Source organism: Streptomyces sp. JN8 (assembly GCF_055808075.1).
In genome coordinates this window covers 7,471,334-7,483,960 of the sequence record NZ_CM147852.1, presented here as the reverse complement: position 1 = coordinate 7,483,960, position 12,627 = coordinate 7,471,334, and the positions used below count along the sequence as shown (strand labels likewise).

9 protein-coding genes are annotated in these 12,627 nt (G+C 74.6%); 2 read left to right on the top strand and 7 right to left on the bottom strand.

What is annotated here, in order from left to right:
* Positions 1-164: 164 nt before the first annotated feature.
* Positions 165-1,970: a serine hydrolase domain-containing protein gene (locus ACY0MR_RS32905; protein WP_473557056.1), complete on the top strand. Its 1,806-nt coding sequence runs from the start codon at positions 165-167 to the stop codon at positions 1,968-1,970.
* Positions 1,971-1,986: 16 nt separating this feature from the next.
* Here ACY0MR_RS32905 and ACY0MR_RS32900 read toward each other — a convergent pair whose 3' ends face one another.
* The 7 genes from ACY0MR_RS32900 to ACY0MR_RS32870 all read right to left on the bottom strand — a co-directional run bounded on the left by ACY0MR_RS32900 (position 1,987) and on the right by ACY0MR_RS32870 (position 12,103).
* The gene (locus ACY0MR_RS32900; protein WP_392866394.1) at positions 1,987-2,895 is read right to left on the bottom strand and encodes a LysR family transcriptional regulator; all 909 of its coding nucleotides are present in this window, start codon (positions 2,893-2,895) and stop codon (positions 1,987-1,989) included.
* Between the two features lie 37 nt (positions 2,896-2,932).
* Complete coding sequence (locus ACY0MR_RS32895) at positions 2,933-4,132, bottom strand: glycine C-acetyltransferase (RefSeq protein ID WP_388797132.1); 1,200 nt, start codon at positions 4,130-4,132, stop codon at positions 2,933-2,935.
* Between the two features lie 3 nt (positions 4,133-4,135).
* Positions 4,136-5,170 (bottom strand): L-threonine 3-dehydrogenase, encoded by a 1,035-nt coding sequence (gene tdh / locus ACY0MR_RS32890; RefSeq protein ID WP_473561954.1) that lies wholly within the window; start codon positions 5,168-5,170, stop codon positions 4,136-4,138.
* A 272-nt stretch (positions 5,171-5,442) separates the two neighbouring features.
* Positions 5,443-7,023 (bottom strand): phytoene desaturase family protein, encoded by a 1,581-nt coding sequence (locus ACY0MR_RS32885; RefSeq protein WP_473557053.1) that lies wholly within the window; start codon positions 7,021-7,023, stop codon positions 5,443-5,445.
* A gap of 430 nt (positions 7,024-7,453) precedes the next feature.
* Positions 7,454-9,733: a serine/threonine-protein kinase gene (locus tag ACY0MR_RS32880; protein WP_473557051.1), complete on the bottom strand. Its 2,280-nt coding sequence runs from the start codon at positions 9,731-9,733 to the stop codon at positions 7,454-7,456.
* Positions 9,734-9,759: 26 nt separating this feature from the next.
* The gene (locus ACY0MR_RS32875; RefSeq protein ID WP_392203374.1) at positions 9,760-10,623 is read right to left on the bottom strand and encodes an oxygenase MpaB family protein; all 864 of its coding nucleotides are present in this window, start codon (positions 10,621-10,623) and stop codon (positions 9,760-9,762) included.
* A gap of 109 nt (positions 10,624-10,732) precedes the next feature.
* Positions 10,733-12,103, bottom strand: coding sequence for an FAD-binding oxidoreductase (locus ACY0MR_RS32870; protein WP_392866401.1), 1,371 nt, complete (start codon positions 12,101-12,103; stop codon positions 10,733-10,735).
* A 227-nt stretch (positions 12,104-12,330) separates the two neighbouring features.
* Here ACY0MR_RS32870 and ppnP point away from each other — a divergent pair, with 227 nt between their 5' ends.
* Entirely contained in the window at positions 12,331-12,612 is a 282-nt protein-coding gene (gene ppnP / locus ACY0MR_RS32865; protein ID WP_361858580.1) for a pyrimidine/purine nucleoside phosphorylase, read from the top strand.
* The last annotated feature ends 15 nt before the right edge of the window (positions 12,613-12,627 follow it).

Genomic DNA, 12,627 nt, shown 5'->3' with positions numbered 1-12,627 from the left:
GGATGCCGCAGCGGCGCGACGGAGGGAAGAGCTTTTCTGATGGAGCGTCAGATTCTTTGCGGTGCCGCACGCTTCCGCCGTCGCCCCCGACTCCGGTAGGAAAGTTTCAGATCTTTCCGGCGTGGCTGAAGTTTTCTTTCAAGGGACGGTGGGAGAGGGTGGACATGACGGAGGAGTCCGGGTGGGACCGGGGCCCGAGCCGCCGGGCGTTCGGCGGCGGAGTCCTCGCCCTGGGAGGTGCGCTGGTGATCGGAGCGATCCCGGGGGCCGCGGCCGCCTCGCCGGAACCGGGTCCCGGACCGGCACGCGGGGACGGGGCCCGCGAGGGTGCCGCCGGCGCGCGCCGGACCACCCTGCGGCACGGGTCGGCCGCACGGGCGGGGCTGCTGCCGGAGCACCTGGACCGGCTGGTCGCGGACGCCGAGGCCTTCCTCGGCCCCTCCCCCGTCCACCCCTGGTACGCGGGGGCGGTCCTGCTCGCCGGCCGGGGCGGGACGGTGGCCCTGCACCGGCCGATCGGCATGGCCGTCCGGTACGCGGCGTACGACGAGAGGACCGACACCGGCGTGGAACTGCCGGCGGACGAACAGGTCCCGATGGCCGAGGACACCGTCTTCGACCTGGCGTCGGTCTCGAAGCTCTTCACCTCGATCCTCGCCGTGCAGCAGATCGAGCGCGGCACGCTGGAGCTGGAGGCGAGGGTCACCGCGTACCTCCCCGAGTTCGGCGGCGGAGGCAAGCAGGACGTCACGGTCCGTCAGCTCCTCACCCACACCTCCGGGTTCCGGGCCTGGATCCCGCTGTACAAGGCGCCGACGCGGGAGGGGAAGCTGCGGCTGATCTGGGACGAGGAGCCCGCGAACCCGCCGGGTTCGGCGTACCTCTACTCGGATCTGAATCTGATCACGCTCCAGCTGATCCTGGAGGAGATCACGGGTCGCGGTCTGGACTCCCTGCTCCACGACGAGATCACCGCTCCGCTCGGGATGCACCGCACGCGCTTCAACCCACCGCTCTCCTGGCGGCCCGGGATCGCCGCGACCGAGGACGCCCGCCCGCCCTGGTCCGGTCTCGACCGCGGCATGGTGCGGGGCGAGGTCCACGACGAGAACGCCCACAGCCTGGGCGGGGTGGCGGGCCACGCCGGGATCTTCTCCCGCGCCTGGGACCTCGCGATCCTCGCCCGCACCCTGCTCAACGGCGGCGCGTACGGCCGGGCCCGCATCCTCTCCGCCGCCTCGGTGGAGCTGATGTTCACCGACTTCAACACCGGGTTCCCGGGCGACGAGCACGGCCTGGGCTTCGAGCTCTACCAGCACTGGTACATGGGCGCGATGGCCACCCCCCGGACGGCCGGTCACACCGGGTTCACCGGCACCAGCCTGGTCCTCGACCCGACCACCGACTCCTTCCTGATCGTCCTGGGCAACTCCGTGCACCCGGTGCGCTCCTGGCGCTCGGGGTCCGCACCCCGCGTCGCCGCGGCGAACCACCTGGCCCGCGCCGTCCCCGTCCGGCCCGACCGGGGCCGCGCCTCCTGGTTCTCCGGCATGGCGAGCGCCGCGACCGCCACGCTGACCCTCCCGCCCGTGCCGGGCGCCGCCCGCCTGGAGTGCGCGCTGTGGTGGGACACCGAGCCGGGCACCGACCCGGTGGTCCTGGAGGCCTCCGCCGACGGCGGCACCACCTGGCGGCCGGTGCCCTTCACCGCGGACGGCCGCACCGGGCACCCGACGGGCGCCGCGAGCGGCTGGTCGGGGCGCGTCTGGCACACGGTGTCCGCCGCGCTGACCGGGAGCCCGGCCCCGCTGCGCTGGCGGTACACGACGGACCAGCGGTACGTGGGGCGGGGCGTGTACGTGGACCGGTTGCGGCTCCTCGACGCCGCGGGACGCCCGGTGTTCGACGAGGCGCGACCGGCGGACGGAGCCCGGATCGCGGCGGACGGCTGGACCAGGTCCGGCAACTGACCGGCGGGGCCCTCCGTCAGGCGCCGGGACCCGACGCCTCGCCCAGGGCGGTCAGCACCGGGCTGATCAGCGGGTGGTCCTCCGCGCCCCGCCGGACGGCGGCGAAGACCCTGCGGGTCGGGGCGACGCCCTCGATCGGGCGGACCTCCACACCCGCGAGCTCCATGCCGCGGAGTGCCGACCGCGGGACGAGCGCCACCCCGGCCGACGCGGCCGCGAGGGCGACGACGGCCCGGAAGTCGTCGGACGAGTGCTCCGGATTGAGCGTGAACCCGGCGTACTCGCAGGCCAGGACGGTGACGTCGTGGCAGGGGTTGCCCGCGGACTGGCCGATCCAGGCGTCCTTCGCGAGGTCGCCCAGCGCGACCCGCTCCCCCGCCGCCAGCCGATGGCCCGGGGGCAGGACCGCGTCGAAGGGCTCGGCGTAGAGCGGGACGCGGGTGAGGCGGGCGTCGTCCTCGCCCGGCGCGCCCCGGTACTCGACCGCGACGGCCACGTCGACCTGCCGGTCGAGGACCATCATCAGGCTCTCGTCGCCCTCGGCGTCCCGCACCCGGACCCGGATGCCGGGGGCCGTGCCGGCCAGGGCCCTGATGGCCGGGGCCACCACGAGCCCGATGCCGGTGGCGAAGGCGGCCACCGTGACCGTACCGGCCTCGCCGGAGCCGTACGCGGCCAGCTCCGACTCGGCGCGCTCCAGCTGGGCCAGGACGGCGTTGGCGTGGCTGAGCAGGATCTCGCCCGCCGGGGTGAGGCGGGCGCCGCGGGCGCTGCGGTCGACCAGGCGGTGGCCGGTCTCCTGCTCCAGGGCGGCGAGCTGCTGGGAGACGGCGGAGGGGGTGAGATAGAGCGCGGCGGCCGCCGCCGTGACCGTGCGGTGGTCGGCCACCGCACGGAGGATGTGCAACCGCCGCGCTTCGATCATGCCCCCAGTCTCGCAGGCCGGAGGGCCCGCGAGCGCCTCAGCCCCGCAGGGCCGCGCGGGCGTCGACGAAGGCGTCCACGGCCCGGTTCACGTCCTCCGTCGAGTGCGCGGCGGAGAGCTGGACGCGGATCCGCGCCTGGCCCTGCGGCACGACCGGGTAGGAGAAACCGATCACGTACACGCCGCGCTCCAGAAGGAGCTCGGCCATGCGGCCGGCCTCGGACGCGTCGCCGATCATGACGGGGGCGATGGCGTGGTCGCCGGGGAGGATGTCGAAGCCCTCCGCGGTCATCCGGGTCCGGAACAGCTCGGTGTTGGCGCGCAGCCGGTCGCGCAGGTCGCCGGCGGACTCCAGCAGGTCGAGGACCTTGAGGGAGGCGGCGGCGATCACCGGGGCGAGCGTGTTCGAGAAGAGGTACGGGCGCGAGCGCTGGCGCAGCAGGGCGACGATCTCGGCGCGGGCCGCGACGTAGCCGCCGGAGGCGCCGCCGAGGGCCTTGCCGAGGGTGCCGGTGATGATGTCGACGCGGTCCATCACACCGTGCAGCTCGGGGGTGCCGCGGCCGCCGGGGCCGACGAAGCCGACGGCGTGCGAGTCGTCGACCATGACCATGGCGTCGTAGCGCTCGGCGAGGTCGCAGATCTCCTGGAGCGGGGCGACGTAGCCGTCCATGGAGAAGACGCCGTCGGTGACGATCAGCTTGCGGCGGGCGCCGCCCTCCACGGCCTCCTTCAGCCGCTGCTCCAGGTCCGCCATGTCGCGGTTGGCGTAGCGGAAGCGGCGGGCCTTGGAGAGGCGGATGCCGTCGATGATCGACGCGTGGTTGAGGGCGTCGGAGATGACCGCGTCCTCGGGGCCGAGGATCGTCTCGAAGACGCCGCCGTTGGCGTCGAAGCAGGAGGAGTAGAGGATCGTGTCCTCCTGGCCGAGGAACGAGGAGAGGCGCGCCTCCAGCTCCTTGTGCACCTCCTGCGTGCCGCAGATGAAGCGGACGGACGCCATGCCGTAGCCCCAGCGGTCCAGCGCCTCGTGGGCGGCGGCGACGACCTCGGGGTGGTCGGCGAGGCCCAGGTAGTTGTTGGCGCAGAAGTTGAGCACCTCGCCCGGGCGCCCCCCGGACGTCACGGCGACGGTGGCCGACTGGGGGGTGCCGATGACGCGCTCGGGCTTGTGCAGTCCGGCCTTCTCGATCTCGTCGAGGGTGGCGCGGACGTCGTCGCGTACGGAATCGAACATGGGTCAGGCTCCCGCAGTCCAGTCGAGGATGATCTTGCCGCTCTTACCGGAGGCCGCGTCGTCGAAGGCGGCCTCGAAGTCGGTGTACGCATAGCGCCCGGTGACGACGGGCGAGAGGTCGAGCCCGCCCTCCAGGAGCACCGACATGGCGTACCAGGTCTCGAACATCTCGCGGCCGTAGATGCCCTTAATCGTGATCATGGAGGTGACGATCTTCGCCCAGTCGACGGCGAAGTCCTCGCTGGGCAGGCCCAGCATGGCGATCTTGCCGCCATGGGTCATGTTGGCGACCATGTCGCGCATCGCGCGGGGGTTGCCGGACATCTCCAGGCCGACGTCGAAGCCCTCCTTCAGCCCGAGGGTGCGCTGGCCGTCGGCGATGGTGTGCTCCGCGACGTTGAGCGCGAGCGTGACGCCGGTCTTGCGCGCCAGGGCCAGGCGCTCCTCGCTGACGTCGGTGATCACGACGCTGCGGGCACCGGCGTGCTTGGCGACGGCGGCGGCCATGATGCCGATCGGGCCCGCGCCGGTGACGAGCACGTCCTCGCCGACCAGCGGGAAGGACAGCGCCGTGTGCACGGCGTTGCCGAAGGGGTCGAAGATCGCGGCGATGTCCAGGTCGCCGGGGACGCGGTGCACCCACACGTTGGACGCGGGCAGCGCCACGTACTCGGCGAACGCGCCGTCCCGGCCGACGCCGAGGCCGACGGTCGCCCGGCACAGGTGGCGGCGGCCGGCCAGGCAGTTGCGGCACTTGCCGCAGACGAGGTGGCCCTCGCCGCTGACCAGGTCGCCGACGGCGATGTCGGCGACGTCACGGCCGACGGAGACGACCTCGCCGACGAACTCGTGGCCGACGGTCAGCGGCGTGGCGATCGTCTTCTGCGCCCAGCCGTCCCAGGACCGGATGTGCAGGTCGGTCCCGCAGATACCGGTCCGCTGCACCTTGATCAGCACGTCTCCGGGGCCGGTCTCCGGCTCGGGCACGTCCGTGAGCCAGAGTCCCGGCTCCGCCTTCAGCTTGACCAACGCCTTCAATGCCACGGCTCCCGACGTGCGTGTCCTGTGATGTGCGGGTGCGGGCGCGGCAGCGCGCCCAAGATCCCTGGAAGAGAATCTTCCGTACGGAGCGCTCGCGGTCCATCGAGGATTTCTTAACCGCGCTCGCAGATCAGCTTCACACCACAGGCGGGGGCGGGGCGACGTCAACGCGTCCGAACGGAGAGGCCCCCGTCGGGTGGGGCCCCCGGGGCCCTGCGCCCGCCCGTCCCCGGGCGGGCCTCGGCTCGGGGCGGGCGGACGACCGGGGGTCAGTGGCCGAGCGCCGCCATCGCCGCGTTGTGGCCGGGGATGCCGCTGACCCCGCCGCCCCGGACGGCGCCCGCGCCGCACAGCAGGACGTTGGCGTGGCGGGTCCCCACGCCCCACCGGCCCTCGACCGCGTCCCCGTCCTCCTCCGCGTACGGGAAGGACAGGTCGCGGTGGAAGATGTGCCCGCCGGGGAGGCGGAGCTCCCGTTCGAGGTCGAGCGGGGTCTTCGCCTCGATGCAGGGCCGGCCGTCCGCGTCGAGGGCGAGGCAGTCGGCGAGCGGCTCGTCGAGGTGGGCGTCCAGTTGCTCCAGGGTCGCCGCGAGGAGCGTCGCGCGGGTGCCGTCGTTGTCGGCGGCGAACAGCCGGGCCGGGGTGTGCAGGCCGAACAGGGTGAGCGTGTGGTGCCCCGCGGCGGCGAGTCCGGGGCCGAGGATCGTCGGGTCGGTCAGGGAGTGGCAGTAGATCTCGGAGGGCGGCGCGGACGGCAGCCGGCCGGCGGAGGCCTCGGCGTGGGCGGTCGCGAGCTGTCGGTACCCCTCGGCGATGTGGAAGGTGCCGGCGAAGGCCTCGTGCGGGTCGACGGAGCGGTCGCGGAGCTTGGGCAGCCGGGTCAGCAGCATGTTGACCTTGAGCTGGGCGCCCTCGGGGGCGGGCGGCGGCGGGTCGCCGAGGAGCGCGGCGAGGTCGCGGGGCGAGGCGTTCACCAGGACGTGGCCCGCCTCGACGGTGCCCTCGCCGTCGGCGGTGCGGAAGGTGACCGCGGCGCGCCGTCCGTCGGTCTCGATCCGGGTGGCCTCGTGGCCGGTCCGGATCTCCGCGCCGGCGGCGCGGGCGGCGCCGGCCAGCGCGTCGGTGAGGGCGCCCATGCCGCCGACGGGCACGTCCCAGTCGCCGGTGCCGCCGCCGACGACGTGGTAGAGGAAGCAGCGGTTCTGCAGGAGCGTCGGATCGTGGGCGTCGGCGAAGGTGCCGATGAGGGCGTCGGTCAGGACGACGCCGCGGACCAGGTCGTCGGCGAACTCCCGCTCGACGGCGGCTCCCAGGGGCTCCTCGAAGAGCATCCGCCAGGTGTCGGCGTCGTCCACCAGGTCCCGCAGCGCGGCGCGGGTGGGGAGGGGCCCGGTGAGGGTGGGGAAGATCCGGCGGGCGGCTCGGGCGGTGCGGGCGTAGAAGGCCTGCCAGGCCTCGTACTCGCGGTCGGACCCGGTGAGCCGGGCGAAGGAGTCGCGGGTGCGCGCGGCGCCCCCGCCGACGAGGAGGCCCCCGTCGCCTCGGGGGGTGTAGGAGGAGACGGACCGCTTCCGCACGGCGAACCGCAGCCCGAGGTCGCGCACGATCTTCTCGGGGAGGAGCGAGACCAGGTACGAGTATCGGGAGAGGCGCGCGTCGACCCCGGCGAACGGCCGGGTGGACACGGCCGCCCCGCCGGTGGAGCCGAGCCGTTCCAGGAGGAGGACGGAGCGCCCGGCTCGGGCGAGGTAGGCGGCGGAGACGAGGCCGTTGTGTCCCCCGCCGACGACGACGGCGTCGTACGAGCGGGAGGCGGGCCGGCGGTCCGGGAGCGCGTCGGGGGCAGTCATGGCTCATGCTCACACGGGGGCGGCGACCGCGGAAGGGGACGGCGCGGCGGGCCGCCGGGGCCGTGGACGGTGGGGGTTCGGCACGGTCGGTCTCGGCGCCGGGCCCGTGCCGCCGCCCCGGTGCGGTCGGCAGCGGTCGGGGGCCCGTGCTGCCGAGCCGGTGCGTCCGGCCCGGGCCGACGGCCCCTGCCGCAGACGCCCGGGCCCGGCCGGTGCCGTCTGAATCCGTGCTGTCGGCACCACGACCCAGCGCTCTCGCCGGTGCTTCCCGTCGGCCGTGCCCCGGGCGGGGGCGGCCCCGTGCGGCCGACGGGCCGACGGCCCCCGCCGCAGACGCCCGGGCCCGGCCGGTGCCGTCTGGCTCCGTGCTGTCGGCACCACGACCCAGCGCTCTCGCCTCGGTGCTTCCCGTCGGCCCCGGGCGCGGAGCTCAGGACCGCGGTGGGAGGGTGGCCGCTCTCAGGTGGAGGGCGGCGGCCTCCGCGTGGCGGCCCAGGCGCTCCAGGCAGTGCGCCTCGTCGTCCAGGGCGGCGAGGGTGTCGGGATGGGCCGGGCCGAGGAGCCGGGTCCGGGCACCGGCGACCGCGCCGTGCGCGGTGAGCGCCTCCTCCCACCGGCCGAGGCGGCCCAGGGCGACGGCGGTCTCGCGGAGGCTCAGCAGGGTGTCCGGGTGATCCGGCCCGAGGACCCGCCGCCGGTCCGCGTGGACGTCCTCCGAGGCGGTGAGCGCCTCGGGCCAGCGGCCGAGCCGGCCGAGGTTGACGGCGAGCGCGTGCCGGGCGCGGAGCGTCTCGGGCCCGTCGGCGCCCTGGGCGCGGGTGCGGGCGTCGACGAGGTCGCGGCAGACGCCCAGCGCGTCGGCGGCCTGGCCGAGCCGGCCGAGGAGGACGCCGGTCTCGTAGCGGGCGGTGAGGGTGTCCGGGTGGTCGGGTCCGAGGGCGGCGGCGCGCGCGTCGGCGACCGCCCGGTACGCGGCGAGTGCCTCGTCGCCGCGGCCCAGCCGCCCCAGGGTGTGGGCCACTTCGCGGCGCGTCACGAGGGTGTCGGGGTGGTCCTCGCCCAGGAGCCGGGCCCGTGCCTCCGCGACCTCGTGCGCGGCGCGGTAGGACTCCTCCAGGCGGCCCAGGCGGCCCAGGGTGAAGGCCAGGTTGTGCCGGCAGCGCAGGGTGTCCGGGTGGTCGGGGCCCACGGTGCGCTCGCGGGCGGCGAGCACCGTGACGTACAGCTCGTGCGCCTCGGTGTGCCGTCCCAGGCGGCCGAGCGCGTACGCCCGCTCCTGCGTGGCCGCGAGGGTGTCGGGGTGGTCCTCGCCGAGGACGCGCGCGCGGGCGGCGGCGACCGCGCCGAAGACGCGCAGGGCGTCGGCGGGGCGGTCGAGCCGGGCGAGGGCGAAGCCGACCTCGTAGTGGCTGGCCAGGGTGTCCGGGTGGTCCTCGCCGAGGACCTCCGCGCGGTGTTCGGCGACGGACCGGTGCACCGACTCGGCCTCGTCCCAGCGGCCGAGCCGTCCGAGTCCCATGCCCGCCCGGTACCGGCCGGCCAGCACCGCGATCAGCTCGGCGGTGGCGGCGGGGACGGGCGCGGGCAGCGCGCGCGGGGGCGTGCCGGTCCCCGCTCCGGCGGTCGTCCATTCGGTGGTGAGGACGGCCGCGGCGGAGTCGTGCGGGGCCGGGCGAGGGGCGGTGGCCTCGGCCGGGCGGTGTCCGCCGGTGACGGCCCGGAGCCAGGCGGGCATCGGGGCGGTGGCCGCCGGGTCGGCGCCCGGGCCGGGCGGGGGCGTGGACGGGATCCCCGGGCCCGGCACGACGGTCGCCCCGGCGTGCGGGTGCCCTGTCGGACCCGGTCCCGGCAGGGGCGGGGAGATCCGTCCGGTCACGATGCGGCGGCGCAGGTCGCCCGCGTCGGCGGGCCGCTCCGCGGGGGCCTTGGCCAGCAGGTCGACGACGATCCGGTCGAAGTAGTCGGGGAGCTCGGCGCGGTGGGTGCGCGGCGGGCTCGGCACCGTGTCGCGGTGTCCGATGAGGATCGCCCAGGAGTCGCCGAGGTCGAAGGGCGGGACGCCGGTGGCGAGTTCGTACAGCACGCATCCCAGCGAGTAGAGGTCGCTGCGGTGGTCGACCTCGCCGCCGCCGATCTGCTCGGGGGACATGTAGTGGGGCGTGCCCATGGCGATGCCGGTGCCGGTGAGCTTGGACGTGAAGCCCACGTCGGCGCCGAGGCGTGCTATGCCGAAGTCGCAGATCTTCACCGTCCCGTCCCGGAGCCGCATGATGTTGGCGGGCTTGAGGTCGCGGTGCACGACGCCGTGGCGGTGGGTGTACGCGAGGGCGTCGGCGACCTGGTCGGCGATCTCGACGACGTCCTGGACGGGCAGCGGGTGCTGGGCGTTGGCGGCGAGGAGCTGGCTGAGGTTGCGCCCCTCCAGGAGCTCCATGACGAGGAAGAGCACGCCGTCGTACTCGCCGAAGTCGTGCACGACGGTGATGCCCCGGTGCTGGAGCGCGGCGGCCACCCGGGCCTCGCGCCGGAACCGCTCGCGGACCACGGTGAGGACCTGGGGGTCCTGCTGCGGCCCGATCGGCTTGAGGCACTTCACGGCGACCCCGCGGCCGAGCGCCTCGTCGGTGGCGCGCCACACCTCGCCCATGCCCCCGCGGCCGATGACCTCGTGCAGACGGTACCGGCCCTGGATCAGTCTGGAGTCCCCCATCGTGTGCTGCCGCCCCCGTCGATCTCCTACGCCTTCCCCGGCTCTTCCAGTATGGACGGCGGTTCGGACAGTGGGTACGGGGCGGGGTACACGAAGGGGTCGGGCCGGCTGCCCGGGCCGAGGCGGTCCATGGCGCGGAGGATGTGCCGGGGCGGCAGCCGCCAGCGCAGGCGGGCGGGGACGCGGCGCAGCAGGCCCGCCGTGGCGACGAGCCGGCGGGTGACGGTCTCCGGGGGCGGTGCGGGGCGGCCGTAGAGCTCGTGGGCGTAGGGGGGCAGAGTGTCGTACGCGAGGGCGGCGACGCGCCGCCAGATCACCTCGCGCGCCGGTACGAGCACGGGTTTGACGGGCGGCCGGCGCAGGAAGTCCTCGACGGTGCGGGCGTCCTCGGCCGCGGCGAGGCGGGGGCGCGTCCCGTCGAAGTAGGCGGCGAGGGCGGCGGTGGACCCGGGGACGGCGGCGGGGTCGAGTCCGACCAGCCGGGCGGCGGTGCGGTGCTCGTCGACGTACCGGTCGGCCTGCGCGTCGGTGAGGGGGATGCCCGAGCGGCGGGCGACCGAGAGGTAGGAGTCGGTCTCGGCGCAGTGGACCCAGAGCAGCAGCTCCGGGTCGTCCACCCCGAGGCGCCGGTGGATCCCCCGGACTCTCGCCCCGGCCGCCTCGGCGGCCTCGGTGGTCCCGTAGCTCAGGGTCCCGACGAAGTCCGCGGTCCGCATGAGCCGCCCCCAGGGGTCGGTGCGGAAGCTGCTGTTGATCATGACTCCGCGTACGGCGACGGGGTGCAGCGCCTGCAGCCAGAGCGCGCGCACCCCCGCGATCCACATCACCGGGTCGCTGTGCACCTGCCAGGTCACGGAACGGGGTCCGAAGAGCCCCGGGTCGGCACTCATGAAGCGTCCTCGCTCATGCCGTTCAGGCTACGACGGAACCGGCGCGACGGAACCGGTCGTGCACCCGGGCCCGGTGGTTCCGGTCCTGCGGGTCTCCGGTCCTGCCTGGTCAGGGTTCGATGTTCTGGTTGAGGTGGAACAGGTTTCCCGGGTCGTAGGTCCGCTTGGCCTCGACGAGACGGTCGTAGTTCGCCCCGTAGTTGGCCCTGATCCGGCCGCGGTCGTCGTCGGACATGAAGTTGACGTAGCCGCCCTCCTCGGAGTGGGGGGCGGTGGCGGCGTAGTAGTCGCGCACCCAGCCGACGTTGGCCTCGTTGGCGGAGGGGTCCGGCCACATGCCGGCGATGACGGTGGCGAACGACGCGTCCCGGTAGGCGAAGGCCGTGGCGTCCGGGGCGACCCGGTGGCAGGCGCCGTTGATCGGGTAGATGTGGACGGTGGAGTTCACCGCGGGCAGCCCGGCGGCGTGCTCGACGTGGGCCGCGATGGCGGCGTCGGTCAGCTCGGACACGAAGTTGGCCTTCCAGTAGTGCTGGAGGCCGGGCGGCACGAGGGCGTCGAAGGCGCTGTTGAGCGCCGGGTACGGCATGGGCCCGACGTGTTCGGCGACCACCGGCGCGATGTCCCGGAGGGGTCGCAGGGCCTTCTCGCCCTCGTCGAGCGGTCCGGCCCAGCAGGCGACGACGAGGGCGAAGGTGTCGCCGTGGCGGTCCTCCGGGATGAAGGGGAGCGGCGGGGCGATCTGGAAGGCGGGGAATCCGCCCAGTTGCTCCGGGGCGTCGGCGATGTACTCGGCGAAGGAGCGGACGACGGTGGCCGCGTCCTCGAGTTCGAAGAGCATCGGTCCGCCGTAGACGTCCTTGACGGGGGCGAGCCGGTACTCGAACGAGGTCACGGCGCCGAAGTTGCCTCCACCGCCGCGCAGGGCCCAGAACAGGTCGGCGTTCTGCTCCTCGTCGGCGACGAGGAGCCGGCCGTCGGCGGTGACCACGTCGGCGGAGACGAGCGTGTCGCAGCTCAGGCCGAGCCCGCGGGCGAGGTAGCCGATGCCGCCGCCGAGGGTGAGTCCGCCGACGCCGGTGGTGGAGATGATCCCGCCGGTGGTGGCGAGGCCGAAGGGGTACGTGGCGGCGTTGAAGTCGCCCCAGGTCGCCCCGCCCTCCGCGCGGGCCGTGCGTCGCACGGGGTCGACGCGGACGCCCTTCATCCCGGAGAGATCGGCCACCACCCCGTCGTCGCAGGTGCCGAAGCCGGGCACGCTGTGCCCGCCGCCCCGGACCGCGAGGTCGAGCCCGTTCTCGCGGGCGAAGTCGACCGCGGCCATGACGTCGCCCGCGTTGGCGCAGCGCACGACGACGGCGGGCCGTCGGTCGATCATGGCGTTGTGCACCGTGCGCGCCTCGTCGAAGTCCTCGTCGTCGGCCGTGACGACCGTTCCGCGGACCCGTTCGCGCAGCTGGTCGTTCGAGAGCTTGCCCATGGCCACCGCTCCTCGTTCGAATCATCTCCACGCTACGCCGATGGCGCCGGGCCTCAACCGGAGCCCGGGAACCCGGAACGGGGCCGCGCTCGGTCCAGCAGGTGAGACCGGGGCGGTCCGGGATTCGCCGGCTCGCCGCGCGCCCTTACAGTGCCGGTACGCAGGGCCGGAGGCCGCCGCACCCGCGCCCCCGCCGCCCTGTCTGTTCGATTCGTGTGAGGATGCCCATGTTTACGGTCAACGAGTACTTCGACGGCACGGTCACGTCGATCGCGTTCACGCAGGAGCAGGGTCCCGCGACCATCGGCGTCATGGCTCCGGGCGCGTACGAGTTCGGCACCGCCGCCGCGGAGATCATGCACGTGGTCAGCGGCGCGCTCACGGTCCTGCTGCCCGGCGCCGAGGAGTGGGAGACCTTCGCCGCCGGAGACCGCTTCAAGGTCCCCGGCGACAGCCGGTTCCAGCTGCGGGTCGCGGTCGAGACGGCCTACCTCTGCGAGTACCGCTGACGGTCCCGGAGCGCG